Origin of the sequence: Pedobacter heparinus, assembly GCF_032678725.1 — a bacterium.
Taxonomy (GTDB): domain Bacteria; phylum Bacteroidota; class Bacteroidia; order Sphingobacteriales; family Sphingobacteriaceae; genus Pedobacter; species Pedobacter heparinus_A.
On the sequence record NZ_JAVTSC010000001.1, the window covers coordinates 515,190 to 535,287 of the forward strand.

The window sequence follows — 20,098 nt, forward strand, 5'->3', positions numbered from 1 at the left end:
AAACACAATAACCTAATTATAACACACAAACAATGAACAGTACCTTAATTTTTTCAAGCTTTTTAGTAGTCGGTTTATTTACAGCCGGATCAGCTAGAAGCCAATCGCAAGATCCGAAGGAGATAGAGGCCGGTAAATTGCTGATCTCGAAATCTGACTGTTTTGCCTGTCATAAACCTGATAGTAAATTGGTTGGGCCATCTTATCTGGAGATTGCTAAAAAATATAAGCCCACAGATGCAAACCTTACCTTGTTATCTGGAAAGGTAATTAAAGGCGGTAGTGGAACATGGGGCCAGATTCCGATGGCTGCCCATCCTAAAGTTACACAGGCTGACGCTAAGAAGATGGTTAAATTCATTCTCTCACACAGCACAGCAAAAAAATAGAAGCTTTGAACCCGGATAGTGGCCATGCTTTACTGATACCGCATCGTAGTGCATGGCTTTTTTTATAATTGCAAAATAAATTTGCATATCTCATATATAGTTTGTAGATTCGGGTACGTACACGAGTTACTGTCATTTTAGTTCGGAATCTAAAATTTTAGGATGCTAATGTACATTGAAGTTTAATGTGGATTGTATTTCGGTAGCTGCACCTGAAGACATCCAGAAAAAAACTTGGTTAGAAAGGTTGGATTGGTCCGGAGCTAATTCTCCGGACCTTTCTGTTTAACACTTCTCCTGTTCAGTATTAAAACAAAAATTGTAAGTTTAATTTATAGATAGATAATTATGAGTAATTACAACCGAAGAAATTTTATAAGAATGGCAGCATTAGCCGGGGCTGGTTTAAGCGTTACCGGAAATATAAGTTCCCTTTACGCGAAACCTGTTCTGGCAACAGGGAAAAGAGTAGGGATCATTGGTCTGGATACTTCTCATGCTACTGCTTTTACCAAAACATTAAATGCAGCTAATGCCCCGGCATCCTACGGGGGATATAAAGTGGTGGCAGCTTATCCTAAGGGAAGTAACGATATTGCGAGCAGTGTAGAACGCATTCCGGGTTACACAGCGGAAGTTAAAGCAATGGGAGTAGAAATCGTAAACTCTATAGCTGATCTTTTAAAGAAAGTTGATGTAGTGCTGCTGGAAACCAATGATGGCCGTTTACACCTGGAACAGGCAACTCAGGTTTTGAAGGCACGTAAGCCAATGTTCATTGATAAACCTATGGCTGCTTCATTGGAAGATGCCGCTGCCATATTTGCACTGGCCAAAAAATACAATACTCCCGTATTTTCTTCCTCTTCGTTGAGGTATATTGATGGGATAGCAGAGATCAGTGCAGGAAAAATAGGTAAAGTACTGGGCGCTGAAACCTATAGCCCATCTAAATTAGAAAAGACACATCCGGATTTTTTCTGGTACGGTATACATGGTATCGAAATGCTGTTTGCCCTTATGGGAACAGGTTGTAAAACTGTAACCAGGATACATACCCCAGATACGGATGTGGTTGTTGGTGTTTGGGAAGACGGCAGGATAGGCAGTTTCAGAGGAACCCGTAAAGGTGCGAGCGGTTATGGGGGTAGGGTATTTGGTGAAAAAGCGACTGTGGCCCTGGGTAGCTTTACGGGATACAACCCTTTGCTGGAAGAAATTGTTAAATTTTTCGAATCCGGACAATCACCAGTGAGACCAGAAGAAACTTTAGAGATTGCTGCCTTTATGGAAGCCGCAGATGAAAGTAAAGCAAAAGGTGGTGTACCTGTAAGTATGGAAAAGCTGCTGACTAAGGCCAAATAACATAAAATATGAATAAACCAGACGGAAATACCCGCAGACATTTCATAAAAAATGCTGTGACAGGGGTAACTGCAATATCGCTTGGAGGTATACTTCCAGGGTTTAGTGCAAAAAGCTATGCCAATATATTGGGCGCTAACGACAGGATAAAAGTTGCGATGATGGGCGTAAATGCCCGTGGTTTAGCACTTGCCGATAATTTCTCCCAGCAAAGCAATTGTGAAATCAGTTATGTATGTGATGTGGATAGCCGTGCCGCCGATAAATGCATTGGTATTGTTGAAAAGAACCAACACAAAAGGCCGAAAGCTGAACCAGATTTCAGGAAAGCGCTGGAACAAAAAGAGGTGGATGTTCTGGTGGTAGCTGCCCCCGATCATTGGCATGCCCCGGCAGCAATACTGGCTTCAAAAGCGGGTAAACACGTGTACCTGGAAAAACCCTGCAGTCATAATCCCAATGAAGGGGAAATCCTTCTGGCTGCTGCCGCTAAATACAAAAATATAATCCAGATGGGTAACCAGAGACGTTCTTATCCAAATATTGTCGCCGCCATAAAAGAACTGCATGGAGGGATCATCGGACGTCCATATTTTGCCAAAACCTGGTATACTAATAACCGTCCTTCTATCGGGATCGGTAAAGAAACTGCAGTGCCGGCCTGGTTAAATTTCGACCTTTGGCAGGGCCCTGCTCCACGAGTGGCCTATAAAGATAACTTCCTGCATTACAACTGGCACTGGTTTTGGAACTGGGGTACGGGAGAAGCCTTAAATAATGGAACACATATGGTAGATCTGGCCAGGTGGGGATTGGGTGTTGATTATCCAACAAAAGTTACTTCTGCCGGTGGTCGTTACAGGTACCAGGATGACTGGCAAACGCCGGATACGCAGGTAATGACCCTTGAATTTGGCAATAAAGGTACCATTACCTGGGAGGGTAGAAGCTGTAATGGCAGGAATATAGAAGGAGCAAGTGTGGGCGTAATCTTTTACGGAGAAAACGGGTCTTTACAAATTGGCGCCGGAAATGGCTATACCATTTATGATCTGAACAATAAACTGGTTAAAGAGGTTAAAAACGATGTAAATATTGTTGCTGGAAGTTTAACCAATCCTTCGCAAAGTCTGGATGCCCTACACATCAATAATTTTTTTGACGCCATTAAAAAAGGAACGGCATTAAGATCAGACATTTTGAGCGGTCACCAGAGTACTTTATTGGTACAGTTGGGTAATATTGCCCAGCGTGCAGGAAGCACACTCGATATTGATCCAAAAAACGGTCATATTTTAAACAATGCGGCAGCGATGAAATTCTGGAAGAGAACTTATCAAAAAGGCTGGGAACCAACTATATAATTTATGAAGAAAACAAACTTAGCATCTGTTGATGTCAGCTCACTGAGCAAGTGGGACACCGTTATCTCCATTTTTATCATCGGGTTATTGTTCTTTATTTTTGGTTTTGTAAGTTGGGTAAATGCCATATTGATCCCATATTTTAAAATCGCCTGTGAGCTCAATAACTTTCAATCCTATCTGGTTGCCTTTGCGTTTTACATATCCTACTTTGTCATGTCGGTGCCTTCGTCCTATCTCTTAAAATCAGTAGGCTTTAAAAAGGGGATGATGATCGGTTTCTGGACCATGGCAGTGGGTGCATTTATTTTTGTACCGGCTGCTTTTACGCGTACTTATGAAATATTCCTGCTGGGTTTGTTCACGCTGGGATCTGGTCTCGCTATTTTGCAAACCGCTGCAAATCCATACATTACTGTACTCGGCCCAAAAGAAAGTGCAGCCCAGCGCATCAGTATTATGGGTATTTGTAATAAAGGTGCCGGTATACTGGCACCATTGTTATTTGCTGCAGTCATATTAAGGGCAACAGACGGTGACCTGTTTAAACAATTGCCACTAATGGACGCTGCTGCAAAAAGTGCTGCCCTGGATGAACTCATCCGGAGGGTAATTGTTCCCTATTCCTGCGTTGGTGTAGTATTGCTATGCCTGGGCTTGTTTGTCCGCTTTTCTCCACTTCCCGAGATCAATACAGAACAGGAAAGTGAAGATGTCGCATTGGCCAATTCCGGTAAGACCAGCATTTTCCAGTTCCCGCATTTAATTCTTGGGGCATTTGGTATATTTTTACACGTAGGTACACAGGTTATTGCTATTGATACCATTATCGGCTATGCAGGATCGATGGACATACAGTTGCTTGAAGCCAAAGTATTTCCTTCCTATACTTTGTTTGTAACCATTTGCGGCTATTTATTAGGGATCGCTACGATTCCAAGATTTATCAGCCAGGCCAATGCATTGAGGATATGTACCATCCTGGGTGGTATTTTTACGCTGCTGATCATTTATGCCAAAGGGCAGGTTACTTTCTTAGGGCATGAAACTGATATATCCATCTGGTTCGTGGTATTGCTCGGCTTCGCCAACTCATTGGTATGGGCGGGTATGTGGCCATTGGCGCTTGATGGCCTGGGCCGTTTTACTAAGGTTGGTGCCTCGTTAATGATCATGGGCTTATGTGGAAACGCAATTATGCCTCTTTTTTATGGATATTTTGCAGATTTGTTTAACTTGAGAGCAGCGTACTGGGTTTTATTTCCTTGTTACCTGTACCTTATATTTTATGCAATTTATGGCCACAAGCTTAGAAGCTGGTCTTTTAAAACCTCTTAAAAATCACATTATGTCTATATTTTCGGATAATCATTTTAAAATTAATCGTAAACAAAATAAGGCACTGGTGGCTATGTGCCTACTTTTTGTAACGGGTGTGGGCTGCCAAAATAAAGCACCTAAGTCAGAAGAAGCAAAGATCAGTTTATTAACACTTGATCCGGGGCACTTTCATGCTGCCCTGATACAAAAATCCATGTATAATGAGATTAGCCCGGTTGTACACGTATATGCGCCCGAAGGACCAGAACTGGAAGCTCATTTAAAGCTGATCGAGAAATACAACAGCAGGGCAGATGATCCCACTGCGTGGCAGGAGGTAGTCTATAAAGGAGAAGACTATCTGCAAAAGATGCTGGATGAAAAGAAGGGAAATGTGGTGATATTAGCCGGTAACAATCAGAAGAAAACAGATTACATTCAAAAATCTGTAGCTGCCGGGATCAATGTACTGTCGGATAAACCTATGGCAATTGACGCCAAAGGCTTTGAACAACTGGAAAAAGCATTTGAATCTGCAGAAAAAAGTAACGTACTGCTGTACGATATCATGACCGAGCGTTATGAAATTACAAATATGCTGCAAAAGGAACTTTCTTTGCAGCAAGAGGTATTTGGCACGCTCGAAAAAGGTACAGCCGAAAAACCGGCCATTACAAAAGAAAGTGTACACCATTTCTTCAAATATGTTTCGGGCGCCCCGTTGATCCGGCCCCAATGGTATTTTGACGTTGAGCAGGAAGGAAACGGACTGGTTGATGTAACTACGCATCTGGTAGACATGATCCAGTGGGAGTGTTTTGCTGACCAGCACATTGATTATAAAAAGGATGTAAATATGCTTTCGGCAAAGCGTTGGGCCACATTGATAAGTCCTTCACAATTCAAGAAAAGTACAGGTGCTGACAGTTATCCTGCTTTTCTGCAAAAAGATGTGAAAGACAGTATCCTGAATGTTTACTCCAACGGGGAAATGAATTATACCCTCAAAGGCGTACATGCAAAAGTTTCTGTGATCTGGAATTTCGAGGCCCCTGAAGGCACCGGAGATACGCATTATTCCGTAATGCATGGCACCAAGGCCAGCCTGATTATCAAGCAGGGCGCAGCACAGCAATACAAACCTACCCTGTACATAGAACCTCAGACGGGTTGGGATAAAAGTTATGAAACAGTGGTGAAACAAACCATGGAAAAACTGACTAAAACGTATCCTGGACTGGAGTTAAAGGCTTATAAAGCGGGCTGGGAGGTCATTATTCCTGTAAAGTATAATGTTGGCCATGAAGCTCATTTTGCCGAAGTTGCCAAGAAGTATTTCGGCTACTTAAAAGAAAGAAAGTTGCCCGATTGGGAAAAAGCTGCCTTGCTGAGTAAGTATTATACCACTACGAAAGCGCTGGAATTCGCGTTAAAGAATTAGCAAACCCAGTTAAATCTTACAATACTCCGATAATATATTTATTCGGGTACGTACCCAAAAAGAATAATAATCAATATCTTTGCAAAAAATCCTGCATTAGCGCTAATCAGACTATGAGTGATAAGAAACTAAAAATATATAATGGCAGTATTATAACCCCTTACCGCATCATTAAAAATGGAACGGTAGTAGTTACCAATGGTGTGATCAGTACGGTTGTAGCTGGCAACGTAGACGTTCCCGGCGCTATAGAGATCAATGCAGACGGAAAATATATCGCACCTGGCTTTATTGACATGCACATACATGGGGGTGGTGGCTATGATTTTATGGATGGAGATGTGAACTCTTTCCTCAAAATTGCCGAAACTCATGTGAAATATGGTACTACAGCAATGTGCCCAACTACATTAACCAGCGAACTGAGTGGCTTACTGGAAACACTGGCGCACTATGAAATCGCAAAAATAAAAAATAAATCTGGTTCCCAATTTTTAGGAATGCACCTGGAAGGACCTTATTTTTCCAAAAAACAAAGCGGTGCACAGGATCCAAGGTATATGCGCAATCCAGATCCTGCAGAGTATAAAAAGGTATTGTTTCACGCACATTCCATCCGTCGCTGGAGTGCTGCACCGGAACTTAAAGGAGCCTGTGAATTTGGCCGGCACTTGAAATCCCTGGGTATCATTCCTGCTATTGCACATACCGACGCAATCTATGAAGAAGTGTTAGAAGCCTTTGAAAGCGGATATACACTGGCTACTCATTTTTATTCGGCCATGTCGGGTGTAAGCCGGAGAAATGCCTTCAGGTATGCAGGAGCGATTGAAGCGGGTTACCTCATTGATGAAATGGATGTAGAAATTATTGCTGATGGCATACATTTACCAGCACCTCTATTGAAGCTGGTGTATAAAATCAAAGGTGCATCCAGAACTGCGTTGATTACAGACGCAATGAGAGCAACAGGCATGCCTCCGGGAAAAAGTATTTTAGGGAACATTAAAGATGGTTTAGAGGTCATTGTAGAAGATGGTGTGGCCAAGCTAATGGATCGCAGTGCCTTTGCAGGGAGCGTAGCTACGGCTGACCGCCTGGTTAGGACCATGGTTAAAGATGCCGAGGTGCCTTTGCAGGAGGCCATACAGATGATCACTGCCACACCTGCCAGAATTTTGGGGGTTGCCGATAAAAAGGGATCGTTAGTGGTTGGGAAAGATGCTGATCTGGTAATCTTTGATGCTGGTATCAATATCGCCATGACCATTATAAAAGGAGAAATTATTTACAATTCAGCCAGTATCTTAAAGCAAAGATCACTGGAAACAACAGCATAGCGATGATTAAAGAGATTCAAAAAGATAAATTGAAAGTCCAGGTACTGGGAGATAGAAAATTGCTTGGCTTAAGGGCTGCAGAAGCGGCTTACCAACAAATTAGGAATATGCTCAATGGGAATGAACCTTATATCAACATTATTTTTGCAGCGGCTCCTTCGCAAAATGAATTTCTGTCGGCTTTAATTGACAAAGATATTGACTGGTCGCGCATTAATGCTTTCCACATGGATGAGTATATCGGACTTGATGTCGATGCACCACAAGGTTTCGGCAATTTTCTAAAATCCGGCCTGTTTGATAAAGTTAATTTTCGTTCTGTAAATTATATCAATGGCAATGCTGATGATGTGGATCAGGAATGCGAACGTTATGAAAACCTGTTAAAGGAGTTTCCACCACATATTGTTTGCATGGGGATAGGTGAAAATACGCACCTGGCTTTTAACGATCCGCATGTAGCCGATTTTAATGATAAAAAACTGGTGAAAGTGGTTGATCTGGATGAAGCCTGCAGGCAGCAGCAGGTAAATGATGGTTGTTTTACTACCATCAGTAAAGTTCCGGAATTTGCCATCACCCTAACCATACCTACTTTGTTTTCCGGAAAATATTTATTTTGCATGGTTCCAGGCGAAAAAAAGGCCCAGGCTGTACATCATACGCTTATCCAGGAAATTACAGAAAGATATCCTTCAACCATTCTCAGAAAGCACCAAAATGCCCTGATGTTTACTGATGCGCAAAGCAGTATTTTTCTTTAAGGGCTAAATTAAATAATTGTAAGGTTCCTTAATTAAAAAATAATTTTGTTTTTTTATTGCTGTATTTATTTTATTTGATAAAATAAGTGCAAATTTATAGCCATTAGATTACCTGAAATAAGAATGAAAAGAACTGAAGAGAAAGCATTGGTTGGCGTACGTGAGATCGCAAGAAAGGCAAACGTTTCCATAGCCACAGTTGATAGGGTTTTGCACAACAGAACAGGGGTTTCTGCCAAAACAAAGGAAAAGATTGACGCAATTATAGAGGAATTAAACTATAAACCAAATATCCTTGCCCGGAGGTTGGCTTCCAAACAGATCCTGCGTTTTGCAGTAATTATTCCTTCTGTATCTAAAGAAACGGATTATTGGAATGCGCCATTAAGTGGTGTTTTGCAGGCTGAGTCGGAAATATCTTCTTATGGGATCCAGATAGAGACTTTTCTTTTTGATCAGAATGATAAAAAATCTTTTGAAAAACAATCAGAGCTGGTACTTAAGGGGAATTTTAATGGAGTATTGCTGGCGCCGATGTTTATAGAAGAGTCCAGTAAGTTTGTAGATGAATGCGGCAAAAGGAATATGCCTTGTGTATTCATCAATTCGGATATTCCTGATAAGAACAGCTTATGCTATATAGGACCTGATCTGTACCATAGCGGATACCTCACTGCGCACATTTCCGGATATTTATTAAAAGATAAGGATAAAGTACTGGTAGTTAATATTTCAAAAGAGATAGACAACCATCACCATTTGCTTAGAAAAGAAGAAGGTTTCAGGAAATACTTTTCAGATAACCATAAAGACAACGAGATCCTGAAAGTCGATATCAGGGATACTGCTTACGATTCGGTAAAGACCAGCTTGTCGACTGTATTGAAATCAAATCAGATAAACCTGATCTTTGTGACCAACTCACGCGTATCTTCTGTTGCAAGGTACCTGGAACAGGAAAAAATTGAAAATATAAAGCTGATCGGTTTCGATTTTTTAACAGATAATATCGAATACCTTAAAAAACAGACCATTGATTTTTTGATCTGTCAAAAACCGATTGAGCAGGGATACAGGGGGATAATGGCACTTTATACACATTTTGTTCATACTAGCCCGGTTGAGAAAATCTACCATATGCCAATAGACATCATTACTAAAGAAAACTATCAGTTTTACAGAAACTAAGCGATTTTTCTAGTTTTTTCATTCCAGAACTTACGGTTCATTTGAACAGGGACGAACCGCAGAATTTACAAAATAATGCATCACTGTCATGACCCTCACTGCCACAACCAGGGCATGATTCCGGTAATTCTTTTTTTTGCCGGGCGGCTAAGGCCAGATCGTGCGTGATAATGCCGGTAGGTACAGCAATAATGGCGTAGCCAATCAGCATTACTACAGAAGCTACAAATTTACCTATCGGGGTGATGGGTGAAATGTCCCCATAGCCTACTGTAGTGATGGTTACTATTGCCCAATAAATGCTTTCCGGAATGTTGGAAAATCCGTTTTCCCGTTTTTCTACCAGATACATGACAGAGCCCAAAATAACGGTAAGCGTAAGTACGGTAAGCAGAAATATGCTGATCTTTCTGATACTCCCTTTAAGGGCCAGTTTTAAGAAATTCATTTCGGTAATAAACTGGCCAAGTTTAAAGATCCGGAAAACCCTCAGCAACCTTAATGCCCTAAATACCAGCAAGGATTGTGCGCCGATGAAGAAAAAACTCAAATAGGTTGGGATCAATGCGATGAGGTCTATAATGCCCAGCAAACTAAATACATATTTAACAGGCTTTTTGATGCTGATGAGTCTGAGGATATACTCTACGGTAAAAAGTCCGGTGAAAATCCATTCTATCGTACTGAAAAGTTTTCCGTATTGGTTGTGAATGCTTTGTACGCTGTCCAGCATGACTACAACAATGCTAGCAAATATTGCAAAGAGGAGCGCCACATCAAAGGCTTTGCCTGCTGGTGTGTTGGATTCATAAATGGTTTCGTGTAATTTGAAACGCCAGTTTGCTGTTGTAGGTGATGCCATTGATAGGATAACACATTTTATACTGATTTGTTGACTGGTCTTGATTGTTTGCGACCATGCAGCTGCATTTACAATTGTGTTAAAAAAAATAAATTGTTTTTTTCCTGAATCAGAAATCACGACTTTTACCTCAATGCACCATTCAAAAGACCCACTTTTCCAGATCCTATTTAACCAGCTTGCTGAAGCAAGACTAATTCTTAAAGCTGAACTTCCAGATTTTATAGTGGTTAGCAGTAATGCTGCATGGCAAAACCAGAAGAACATAGCTGAACTTTATCCCGAATTGAACCTCGAAGAAGTGTATCTGCAAGTTATGGAAAAGGCCGAGGTATTGGTACTGCATCCCGTTTTGGATACCCATACAGATAAGCATACCTGGCTGGAACTGGAAATCCATCCGATAACGGATGTTTCAGGTGCTGCTACAGCATACCTGATGTGCACTTTACATGAGGTAACAGCCCGTATATCGCAGGAACAGGCATTAACAGCCTCAAAGGAAGAACGTGATGATCTCCTGGATAATAATCAGGAGCTTAATGAAGAGCTTGCGACTTCCAATGAGGAACTTGCAGCGGCAAATGAAGAATTGACTGCGATTAACGAGGAATTGCTGAACACCCAGGAACGCTTAAAATTGTTAAATGCTGAGCTGGAACTTCGGGTACAGCAGCGTACCCTTGAGTTGCAACACAGTGAGCAAAAGGCCAGATTTATTGTAGAGGATGCACCTGTGGCCATTGGCGTACTGGAAGGCAGAGACCTGCTGATCGACTCAGCCAATAAAAGGATGCTGGAAATATGGGGAAAAAACCATGCTGTTATCGGTAAAGCTTTACATGAGGCTTTGCCGGAACTTGAAGGCCAGGCTTTTTTGGGCATACTTGACGATATATTTGTTACTGGGAAAGCTTTTTACGGAAATGAAGTAATGGCTGTACTGGAATATTCAGGAGTACTTAAGGAAGGTTATTTCAATTTTGTTTACCATCCCATTAAAGATGAGGCTGGCCGTACGCTGAGTATCATGGTAGTAGCTACTGAAGTTACGGAGCAGGTTAGGGCGCGTAAGGAAGTTGAAGAAAGTGCCCATCAGCTTAAGCGGATGGTGATGACTACCCCAATTGGCCTCACTATCCTTAAAGGGAAGGAAATGCGCATCGAGATTGCCAACCAGCAGATGCTGGAAATCTGGGGCCGTACTGAAGAAGCGGTTGTTGATAAAAACCTGACAGATGTATTTCCAGAGCTTGCAGACCAGCCCTTTCCGGCTTTGCTCCGGAATATCTTTGATACCGGCGAGCGGGTGGCGAGTCCGGCAGCTAAGGCTACGATCGCTTTGCCTGATGGAACAGCTAAAGAGATCTATGTCGATTTCTCGTACGATCCGCTTTTTGATCTTGAAGGGAAGGTAGAGGCCATACTGGCCAGTGTAAATGAGGTAACAGAACTCACTGAAGGAAAAAAGATGCTGCAGCAACGGCAGGAGGAACTGGAAACACTGAATGAAGAATTTTTGGCGGCAAATGAAGAGCTTGTGGCTACCAACGATGAACTTTTTGAAACCCAGGAAGATTTAAAGCAGCTCTTTGAACGCTTAAAGGATAATCAGACCAGGTTTCGTGGTCTGTTTGATCAATCGCCTGTGGGTATGTGTTTCCTTAAAGGGAAAGAATTGGTGATTGACCTGGCAAATGAGAATATTTTAAAGATCTGGGGACGGAGCAGGGAGGAGGTGATTGGTAAACCGCATGAACTGGCAAGACCAGAACTTCAGGGGCAGCCGATGATTGGATGGCTCCATGAAGTTTACGACACTGGTATTCCGCGCGTAAATAATGAACTAAAAATAAATTTATACCACAACGGAGGGCTTAGGGAGGCCTATGTACATTCTTTATATCATCCGCTTAAGGACGAAAAGGGGCGCGTAACTGGGTTGCTGGTTATTCTCAGCGACGTTACCCCCTGGGTGCAGGCCCGAAAACAAGTGGAATGGGCGCAGGAACAATTAAAGCAGGCAGTGCAGTCGGCCGAACTGGGTACATGGTACGTCAACACCGAAAATATGGAATTTATAGCTTCTGAACGAATGAAAGAGTTGTTCGGTTTCCAGACTGATGAAGTGATGACCTATAATGATGCATTAAACCTGATTACCGACGACTATCGCGAAAGCGTAGCTAAGGCAATAGAAGAGGCCATTGCAAAGGGCAGTAGATTTGAGCTGGAATACCCCATTCAAAGTTATAAAGACGGACAACTCCGCTGGCTAAGGGCAACAGGAAAATTGTATCCGGCTGAGCCTGGATCGACAGCACATTTTTCAGGAACCATATTAGACATTACTGCCCATAAACTGGAGGAGATTCGCAAGAATGATTTTATTGCTATTGTTAGCCATGAGTTGAAAACCCCGTTAACGAGTTTGAAGGGCTACCTGCAGTTGATGAAGGGCAAGTGCGATGATACTGCAGCGCATGCTTTTTTCAGTACCATTTCTGAAAAATCACTTGGGCAGGTAGAAAAAATGCATTCTTTGATTAAAGGTTTTCTCGATGTGGCCAGGTTGGAATCTGCAAAGCTGGTGCTGAACCTTCAACCTACACATATGGGCCAGCTTGTAGCAGAGGTAGCCGAAGAAGCGGGTTTGATATATAATCAGCATGAAATTACTGTAGATTTTTGTGAAGCTGTTGAAATTCTGGCCGACAGGGAAAAAATTGCCCAGGTATTGGTTAACCTCTTGAGCAATGCTGTTAAATATTCTCCTTTGGGTAAGGTAGTATCAATTATCTGTAAGCTTACTAAGGCCGAAGTCGTGATTGAAGTTAAAGACCAGGGCATGGGTATCAAGCAACATGAAATCAGTAAAGTTTTTGATCGCTTTTACCGGGTGGAAACCAAACATACCACAACAATATCCGGCTTTGGGATCGGATTGTATCTATGTGCAGAGATTATTAAGCTGCATAAAGGCCGGATTTGGGTAGAAAGTGAAATAGGTATTGGATCCTCTTTCTTTTTTAGCCTGCCGCTGTAGTTTACAGAATAGTTAGCTTATCTTTGCTGGATTATTAATTTTCCTGCCTAATGATAGGTTCTAATGAACAATTGTTCCAGTCCGTATTTAACTATGCGACGATTCCAATGGTGTTGGTTAAAGCTGATGGCCCTGATTTCACCATCATAACCCGTAACCATAAACACCAGATGATTAGCCGGACAGCCGGCCATAATATGGTTGGCAGGGCAGTTACTGAGGTGTTTAAGCCGGTATTTGAAAAAGAATCCAATGACCTTAGTATACTGCTGAACAGCTTATCACTGGCGCAAAGCAACCAGGAAACCATCAAAGTCCCCGTTTTAAATTTTAAAGAATACGCGAACCTGGATGGTTCAGATAAAGGAAAGCTCTGGCAGATAGAAATTGTGCCTATCTCAGGGCCGGCCAGGATGGTTGATTGTTTGCTGATCATTTGGCACGGTATATCGGGAAGTGATCCGGAGCAGGAACTTCAGGATATTGTACCTGTGATGGAAACAGCGTTAGGAGAAGAACTGGCCAGTACAGGTGAACAGATTGAACAGGGTAGCCAGGAACGGGAAGCCGTTGCTGAAGAACTCGAAGCCGTTAATGATGAGCTGGTACAGACCCAGGAAGAACTGAATGAGATACCGGAACATCAGCGCGACCGGCTCAGGAGATTTTTAATGCAGGCTTCTGCTGGTATCTGTATTTTGGACGGGCCCGATTTTGTATTGGAGTTTGTTAACCCGTCTTTTTTTAAGCTTTTCCCTAAACGCGATCTTTTAAGTAAGACCTTTTTATCTGCTTTTCCTGAAATTAGAGAACTGGAAATATGGAACATTTTAAAAAAGGTTTACCAAAATGGCAAAACATTCCAGGGCAATGAATGGTTGATCCCCCTGATTAACGAAACAACTTTAAGGTCAGAAGACCGGTACTTTAATTTCATTTGCCAGGCCCGCTATGATTCGCATGAAAGGATAGACGGCCTGATGATCTTCGTTTATGAAGTAACAGATATTGTGCTGCTGAGTTTGGAGTTTGAAGAGAACGAAAGACATTTTCGGGGGCTGTTGAATGCAATTCCTCAAATTGCCTGGACAAATACGGTTGACGGTGAAGTTAACTTTTACAATGAACAGTGGCATTCCTATACAGGTATTGATGTGGGTAAAAAAAAGGACGGAAACATGTCCGAAGTGGTGCATCCTGATGATTTAAAATATCATATTGAACAGTTTAAAACTATCATTAAAAGCAGAGACAATGGGAGTTATGAGCTCCGTATAAGGGCTGCAAAGGGAGATTACCGTTGGTACCTGATCCATATGCAGCCCATCAAGGACGAAGTTGAAGAGGTTTTGTTCTGGATAGGCACCGCCACAGATATCCATGAGCTTAAATTGCTGCAGCAAAAAAAAGACGACATGATCAATATTGCTACTCATGAGCTTAAAACACCAGTAGCCTCCTTAAAGGCATCCATGCAGCTGTTGCACCGAATGAAACATGATTCTTCAGAACGGATGCAAAATCTAATTGATGTAGCTGGCAGAAGTGCAGATAAGGTAAGTGGGCTGATCACTGATTTATTAAATCCTGATCAGTTAAATGAAGGCGGCCTACCCTTAAAAAGGACTGTTGTTAATTTGAGTAAGCTAGTTGAGGATTGTTGTGAAACCAGTTTGACTAAGAACTCATATGATATTGTGATTACCGGTGACAAACATCTTGAGGTCATCTGTGATGCCAAACGCATTGAGCAGGTGATCAGCAATATTGTTACCAATGCCACCAAATATGCGCCTGAATCTAAGGTAATTGCAATTCATGTCGAGAAGATCAAGAATGTGGCGAAATTATCTGTGTCCGATAAAGGCCCAGGAATTCCGGCAGATAAGATCCCTTTTCTGTTTGATCGTTATTTTCGTGTAGGCCATTCTGATCAGACTGGTCTGGGTTTGGGTCTTTACATCAGTGCAGAAATTATTTCAAAACATGACGGTGAGATTGGCGTAGAAAGTGTTGAAGGAAAAGGTAGCACTTTCTGGTTTACTTTGCCATTGGGCTAGACAATTATCCACCTTGGTCGTACTTTGCTCATACCTTGCGCGTACCTTGTTCGCAAAACGGGTACTTTTTGCGAACAAGGTACGACTGAGGCATTGACGAGCTAATAACGAGGTGGAAAGTTGTCTAGCCCTTGTTAACATTATAGCGCTTCAATTTCTGCTATAGAAAGACCGGTAATTTCGGCTATGGTTTCCAAAGCAAGCTTTTTGTTTTTCATATTGCGGGCAACATCGTTTTGCGCTGCTGAAGATCTAGAAAGTTCCCTTTCACGTGCTTTCTGTTCTGCCTGCACAATGTTAAAATCTATTACTTTTTTGTTATCTGATTTGATATTTAAGCTCCTGTTATACATTTTGTTCCTTTCCGCTTAATTAAAGCTAACGACCTTGTTATCAACTATCAAATTCCGGGCCGAACAAGTGTAGCCTGTCTGCTATATTTTTTTGTTATTAATTAGATTAATTTTAAATAATATTGTTTAGAATCTTTTTAAATAGTAGGTTTGCATCGATCAAACAATTTAAACCATGATAAAAAGCATTACCAATTGCCTTGTTTTACTCTTCTTTTCTGTGAGTCTGTCTTACGCGCAGACCGGTATTATTAGCGGTTCCGTAAAAACCTCTGATGGAAAACCCGCGGAACTTGTAACTATAAATATCAAAGGAATCGGAAAAACTGCTTTAACCGATAAAAAAGGAAAATATCAGTTAAAGGGGATTAAACCGGGTACGTATGGCTTAATTGCCACCTTTATTGGTTTGGTAAAACAGGAACAAACTGTTAAAGTAAATGCTGGCGCAACTACGGCTGCTGATTTTATACTAAATGAAAATGCAGATCAGTTAGAGGAAGTGATCATATCTTCAAGAAACGCAAATAAGGTAACGGCTGCGGTAGCAAAAATGCCATTAAAAAATCTGGAGAACCCACAGGTGTATAATGTTGTGCCAACAGAAGTCTTAAAGCAACAGGTGATCACAAGCTATGATGATGCCATGAGAAATGTTCCTGGTATCAACAGAACATGGGAGTCTACCGGACGTGGTGGCGATGGTGGTTCTTATTTTGCATTGCGGGGATTTGATGCGCAGCCCAATCTAATCAATGGGCTTCCAGGACTGACGAGTGGAAATATGGATGTCGCCAACGTTGAAGAAATTCAGGTGATCAAAGGCCCGTCGGCAACTTTGTTTGGTGCCAGTTTTTATGGATACGGAGGTGTGATCAATACCATTACTAAAAAGCCATATTATACAACCGGGGGAGAAGTTGCTTATAATATAGGAAGCTTTGGGTTGCACAGGGTAACCGTTGATGTGAATACTCCACTTAGCAAGACCGAAAAGATTGCACTGCGTTTAAATGCATCCTACCATAAGGAGAATAGTTTTCAGAATGCAGGTTTTAAGAAATCTTACTTTGTATCTCCAGCATTGGTTTACGAAGTAAATTACAAACTGAAGTTTGATTTGATGGCTGAAATATACCATGAGAAGAGAGCAGTACCGCCTGTTTTCTTTCATTCGGACCGTGCTACCGCGCTTCCTTTTACAACAGTTGAAGATCTAAACCTTAATGTAAAAGAATCGTTCACGAGCAACAGCCTGACGATGAACAACCCGAGGTCTAATATTCAGGCGCAAATGAATTATAAGTTGTCGGACCAGTGGAATTCCCAAACCGTAGTGTCAGCGGGATGGGTAAAATCTGATGGCTATTATACTTATATTTTTGACGACAGTACCCCTGATAATTTCTTTCCTCAGGACATTACCAGGGAAAACAACAATACCAGGACGATTGATGTACAGCAAAATTTTAACGGCGACTTTAAGATTGCCGGCATAAGAAACCGCTTGTTAGTTGGTTTGGATTATTTTAACCGCAATGTGATCAATAAGGGTACTAACTATGCAACAGCCAGGTATGTAACCCCTCAGGGCAACTCTGTTGATTTTACTACACCGGGTCCTGATCCGGTTGAGTATGTTGCTGTACCTCAGCTTACAAAATCTTATGTAGATGGTTTACTGACGCATGATCCGGATTTTGATACTGATATTTCAAACAGCTCATATAGTGCATATGTTTCTGATGTGGTTAATATTACGTCGGGCTTTTCGGCTATGTTGAGTTTAAGGACAGATTATTTCGTATCTCCTGGAGACAAAGAAGATGATGAAGATAATTTCAATCAGTTTGCCCTTTCGCAAAAATTAGGTCTGGTATATCAGCCTATACTTGACAAAATATCTTTTTTTGCCAATTACATGAATGCCTTTGTTAATGTTGCTCCCGGCAGTGTTTACGATATGGATGGCAATCCAACCGGCGAAATACAATCGTTCAAGCCAGAGCATGCCAACCAGCTTGAGTTTGGTATAAAAACCAATTTGCTGTCTGACAGACTGAGTGCGACCTTGTCTTATTACAACATCAAAATAAGTGACCGGGTGTATACCGATCCTGTAAATCCCAACAATCAAATACAAGGTGGAAAAGTAAAGAGCAGGGGTTTTGAGATAGATGTTAATGCTAATTTGGTAAGCGGACTAACTCTTCTTGCAGGATATAGCCACAATTCTTCAAAAGTCCTGAAAGGATCTAACGTAGATTTTTATAATGAACCAGGCAGGGCACCGGGAGGTCAGGGACCTGCTGACCAGGTAAATTTATGGGCTAACTATAAATTTGAACATGGTACCTTTAAAAACTTTGGGCTGGGCTTAGGCGGAAACTACGCCGGAAAATACGTGGTGATTGACAATAGTGTTACCGGTGTTTTTGAACTGCCAAGCTATACTTTGTTAAACGGAACGGTGTCTTATAACTGCAGCAAATTTAGGGTAGCTTTTAATGCCAGCAACATCACGAACGAGCAGTATTATATAGGCTACTGGTCTATTAATCCGCAAAGACAAAGAAGTTTTGCCGGAAGTATCGCCTTTAAGTTTTAGTGAAAAATGACTCCTTAATTCATTCAATGATTTTTAATACAGCTTATGAACGCTAAAACGGTTAAAAAATGGTTTGATATTCATAAGTGGACCAGCCTGATCTGCACAGTGTTTTTGCTGATGCTTTGCCTGACCGGTTTACCGCTTATATTTTATGAGGAAATTGACCACATGCTGGGCAAGGAACAGGAAGTTGCCGCTATTGCTCCCGGAACTCCATTGCCTTCAAAGGATACAGTGCTCGATGAGGCCTTAAAAAATGTACCTGTAAAGGCTGTTAAGTATGTGTCCTGGGATACAGACCACCATCCCGGACAAATGTTTGTTGTGGTAGCAGATTCCAGTGAAGCGCCTATTGAAGCAGATCATTATTTAAACATGAATGAGTATACTGCCAAAGTATTAGATACGCCGCCCAATGAAATGGATTTTATGCTGGTGATGTATTACCTGCATGTGGAGATGCTGGCAGGCTTACCTGGTAAGCTCTTTCTGGGTTTTATGGGTTTGCTTTTTATTGTAGCCATTATTTCTGGTGTTGTGTTATATGGGCCTATCATGAAACGTTTTGATTTTGGGATGGTCAGGACAGAAAAGTCATTAAGATTAAAATGGCTGGATTTACATAACCTGCTTGGAATCGTAACACTGGCCTGGGCATCTGTGGTAGGCCTAACGGGAGTTATAAATACCTTAGTGGACCCTGCGCTGGACAACTGGAAGGCCGGGCAGCTGGCTGAAATGATCGCTGGATACAAAGACAAACCTAAAGTTACTGGAACCTTAAGCTCGCTGGATGCCGCTGTTAAGACAGCTAAAGCAGCTGCTCCCGGTATGGATGTATCTTTTGTGGCATATCCAGGTACACTTTATTCCAGTAAATACCACTATGCAGTATATATGATCGGAACTACTCCGTTGACTTCCAGAATCATTAAGCCTGCATTGATAGATGCCAAAACGGGTGAGCTGACAGATATGAGAGATCTTCCGTGGTACCTTAAAACAATCTTTATCTCTCAGCCTTTTCATTTTGGAGATTATGGGGGGATGCCAATGAAGGTGATATGGGCAATCTTTGATATCGCGACCATTATTGTATTGATTTCCGGGATCTACCTCTGGCTCGCCAGACGCAAGGCGAGATCAGCTCAGTTAAAAAGACTTATGGCAGCATCCTCCGGATCACTAACCTTATCAACCGTTCAAGAGGATGCAGAAAAATAACAAATTCCTTTTTAAAGTATGGGGCATTCCCATTTTGCTGGCAGTAGTTACCATTTTAGGCTTGTTATTGGCGATAATGGGCATTGGGGTCTGGCATGTGTTGTCCTGGATAGCATTAACTTTTCCGGTTTATGTGATGCTTAAATATGGCCTGAGGTTTTTTAAATAAAACACAACAGGCAACCTTTTAGCAATTACTAACGTATAGATAAGTAAATAAACTTATCTATTATGAAAACAAAATCATTTGCCCGGATTTCTAAAGCAATCGCTGTAGCTGTTATTTTATTCGTCTCTTTCTCAGCCTGTAAAAAGAACAAAGATAAAGACCCTGTTGACCTTAAAAAGAAAGCCCATGTTATGTTTTCCGGTGCTCAGGAAGTTCCTGCCAACACCAGCACGGGTACAGGCATGGGGGATGTTGTATTTAACCCTGATACAAAAACAATCACTTATAGTTTTACATGGCAGCTTGGTTCAACTGTTGCAACAACCACAAATATGCACTTTCACGGAGCTGAAGATGGCTCGGATACCAAAAGTTCTGTTGTTGTTATAGGAATTACTGGTTTTACAACAGCCAGTTCAGGAAGCATGTCGGGAGAAACACGTGTGCTTACCGACGCAGAAATAAGCCAGCTGCTTGCAGGCAAATGGTATTTAAATGTACACAGTTCCACAATTCCTGGTGGAGAATTAAGAGGGAATATTAAATTCTAGTTTTAGCGAATAAAGAGAAACTATGCCGGCGCAGGATTGTTAATCCCTGAG

At 41.7% G+C, this 20,098-nt stretch carries 16 protein-coding genes; 14 read left to right on the forward strand and 2 right to left on the reverse strand.

What is annotated here, in order from left to right:
- The first annotated feature begins 32 nt into the window (after window positions 1–32).
- The 8 genes from R2Q85_RS02080 (at window position 33) to R2Q85_RS02115 (ending at window position 9,171) form a co-directional block, all read left to right on the forward strand.
- Window positions 33–389 carry a c-type cytochrome gene (locus R2Q85_RS02080; RefSeq protein ID WP_316810079.1) on the forward strand — a complete coding sequence of 119 codons (357 nt, stop codon included), beginning with the start codon at window positions 33–35 and terminating at the stop codon, window positions 387–389.
- Between the two features lie 348 nt (window positions 390–737).
- Window positions 738–1,754 (forward strand): Gfo/Idh/MocA family protein, encoded by a 1,017-nt coding sequence (locus R2Q85_RS02085; protein WP_410478826.1) that lies wholly within the window; start codon window positions 738–740, stop codon window positions 1,752–1,754.
- Between the two features lie 8 nt (window positions 1,755–1,762).
- Window positions 1,763–3,118, forward strand: a complete 1,356-nt coding sequence (locus tag R2Q85_RS02090; protein ID WP_316810081.1) for a Gfo/Idh/MocA family oxidoreductase — start codon at window positions 1,763–1,765, stop codon at window positions 3,116–3,118.
- A gap of 3 nt (window positions 3,119–3,121) precedes the next feature.
- The gene (locus R2Q85_RS02095; RefSeq protein ID WP_316810082.1) at window positions 3,122–4,456 is read left to right on the forward strand and encodes a sugar MFS transporter; all 1,335 of its coding nucleotides are present in this window, start codon (window positions 3,122–3,124) and stop codon (window positions 4,454–4,456) included.
- A gap of 10 nt (window positions 4,457–4,466) precedes the next feature.
- Window positions 4,467–5,879 (forward strand): putative oxidoreductase C-terminal domain-containing protein, encoded by a 1,413-nt coding sequence (locus tag R2Q85_RS02100; RefSeq protein WP_316810083.1) that lies wholly within the window; start codon window positions 4,467–4,469, stop codon window positions 5,877–5,879.
- 113 nt (window positions 5,880–5,992) lie between these two features.
- Window positions 5,993–7,219, forward strand: coding sequence for an N-acetylglucosamine-6-phosphate deacetylase (gene nagA / locus R2Q85_RS02105; protein ID WP_316810084.1), 1,227 nt, complete (start codon window positions 5,993–5,995; stop codon window positions 7,217–7,219).
- Window positions 7,220–7,221: 2 nt separating this feature from the next.
- Window positions 7,222–7,983, forward strand: coding sequence for a glucosamine-6-phosphate deaminase (locus R2Q85_RS02110; protein ID WP_316810085.1), 762 nt, complete (start codon window positions 7,222–7,224; stop codon window positions 7,981–7,983).
- A gap of 123 nt (window positions 7,984–8,106) precedes the next feature.
- The gene (locus R2Q85_RS02115) at window positions 8,107–9,171 is read left to right on the forward strand and encodes a substrate-binding domain-containing protein (RefSeq protein ID WP_316810086.1); all 1,065 of its coding nucleotides are present in this window, start codon (window positions 8,107–8,109) and stop codon (window positions 9,169–9,171) included.
- 37 nt (window positions 9,172–9,208) lie between these two features.
- Here the strand turns inward: R2Q85_RS02115 and R2Q85_RS02120 are convergent, their stop codons facing one another.
- Window positions 9,209–10,033, reverse strand: a complete 825-nt coding sequence (locus R2Q85_RS02120) for an ion transporter (protein ID WP_316810087.1) — start codon at window positions 10,031–10,033, stop codon at window positions 9,209–9,211.
- Between the two features lie 133 nt (window positions 10,034–10,166).
- Here R2Q85_RS02120 and R2Q85_RS02125 point away from each other — a divergent pair, with 133 nt between their 5' ends.
- Entirely contained in the window at window positions 10,167–13,079 is a 2,913-nt protein-coding gene (locus R2Q85_RS02125; protein ID WP_316810088.1) for a PAS domain-containing protein, read from the forward strand.
- A 50-nt stretch (window positions 13,080–13,129) separates the two neighbouring features.
- Window positions 13,130–15,139: an ATP-binding protein gene (locus tag R2Q85_RS02130; RefSeq protein ID WP_316810089.1), complete on the forward strand. Its 2,010-nt coding sequence runs from the start codon at window positions 13,130–13,132 to the stop codon at window positions 15,137–15,139.
- Between the two features lie 140 nt (window positions 15,140–15,279).
- Here R2Q85_RS02130 and R2Q85_RS02135 read toward each other — a convergent pair whose 3' ends face one another.
- Window positions 15,280–15,492 (reverse strand): hypothetical protein, encoded by a 213-nt coding sequence (locus tag R2Q85_RS02135; RefSeq protein WP_316810090.1) that lies wholly within the window; start codon window positions 15,490–15,492, stop codon window positions 15,280–15,282.
- 175 nt (window positions 15,493–15,667) lie between these two features.
- Between R2Q85_RS02135 and R2Q85_RS02140 the strand changes: the two genes are divergently transcribed.
- From R2Q85_RS02140 to R2Q85_RS02155, 4 genes are all read left to right on the forward strand, one after another.
- Window positions 15,668–18,100: a TonB-dependent receptor gene (locus R2Q85_RS02140; RefSeq protein WP_316810091.1), complete on the forward strand. Its 2,433-nt coding sequence runs from the start codon at window positions 15,668–15,670 to the stop codon at window positions 18,098–18,100.
- 45 nt (window positions 18,101–18,145) lie between these two features.
- Window positions 18,146–19,327, forward strand: a complete 1,182-nt coding sequence (locus tag R2Q85_RS02145) for a PepSY domain-containing protein (RefSeq protein ID WP_316810092.1) — start codon at window positions 18,146–18,148, stop codon at window positions 19,325–19,327.
- Window positions 19,314–19,496, forward strand: coding sequence for a hypothetical protein (locus R2Q85_RS02150; protein ID WP_316810093.1), 183 nt, complete (start codon window positions 19,314–19,316; stop codon window positions 19,494–19,496). Before R2Q85_RS02145 ends, R2Q85_RS02150 begins: the two co-directional genes overlap by 14 nt.
- 62 nt (window positions 19,497–19,558) lie before the next feature.
- A complete protein-coding gene (locus R2Q85_RS02155; protein ID WP_316810094.1) occupies window positions 19,559–20,047 on the forward strand; it encodes a CHRD domain-containing protein in 489 nt (162 codons plus the stop codon).
- Window positions 20,048–20,098: the final 51 nt, after the last annotated feature.

Coding starts and splice junctions, on each gene's coding strand:
- R2Q85_RS02080 (WP_316810079.1), top strand. CDS start 33: ATGAACAGTACCTTAATTTTTTCAAGCTTTTTAGTAGTCGGTTTATTT.
- R2Q85_RS02085 (WP_410478826.1), top strand. CDS start 738: ATGAGTAATTACAACCGAAGAAATTTTATAAGAATGGCAGCATTAGCC.
- R2Q85_RS02090 (WP_316810081.1), top strand. CDS start 1,763: ATGAATAAACCAGACGGAAATACCCGCAGACATTTCATAAAAAATGCT.
- R2Q85_RS02095 (WP_316810082.1), top strand. CDS start 3,122: ATGAAGAAAACAAACTTAGCATCTGTTGATGTCAGCTCACTGAGCAAG.
- R2Q85_RS02100 (WP_316810083.1), top strand. CDS start 4,467: ATGTCTATATTTTCGGATAATCATTTTAAAATTAATCGTAAACAAAAT.
- nagA (WP_316810084.1), top strand. CDS start 5,993: ATGAGTGATAAGAAACTAAAAATATATAATGGCAGTATTATAACCCCT.
- R2Q85_RS02110 (WP_316810085.1), top strand. CDS start 7,222: ATGATTAAAGAGATTCAAAAAGATAAATTGAAAGTCCAGGTACTGGGA.
- R2Q85_RS02115 (WP_316810086.1), top strand. CDS start 8,107: ATGAAAAGAACTGAAGAGAAAGCATTGGTTGGCGTACGTGAGATCGCA.
- R2Q85_RS02120 (WP_316810087.1), bottom strand. CDS start 10,033: ATGGCATCACCTACAACAGCAAACTGGCGTTTCAAATTACACGAAACC.
- R2Q85_RS02125 (WP_316810088.1), top strand. CDS start 10,167: ATGCACCATTCAAAAGACCCACTTTTCCAGATCCTATTTAACCAGCTT.
- R2Q85_RS02130 (WP_316810089.1), top strand. CDS start 13,130: ATGATAGGTTCTAATGAACAATTGTTCCAGTCCGTATTTAACTATGCG.
- R2Q85_RS02135 (WP_316810090.1), bottom strand. CDS start 15,492: ATGTATAACAGGAGCTTAAATATCAAATCAGATAACAAAAAAGTAATA.
- R2Q85_RS02140 (WP_316810091.1), top strand. CDS start 15,668: ATGATAAAAAGCATTACCAATTGCCTTGTTTTACTCTTCTTTTCTGTG.
- R2Q85_RS02145 (WP_316810092.1), top strand. CDS start 18,146: ATGAACGCTAAAACGGTTAAAAAATGGTTTGATATTCATAAGTGGACC.
- R2Q85_RS02150 (WP_316810093.1), top strand. CDS start 19,314: ATGCAGAAAAATAACAAATTCCTTTTTAAAGTATGGGGCATTCCCATT.
- R2Q85_RS02155 (WP_316810094.1), top strand. CDS start 19,559: ATGAAAACAAAATCATTTGCCCGGATTTCTAAAGCAATCGCTGTAGCT.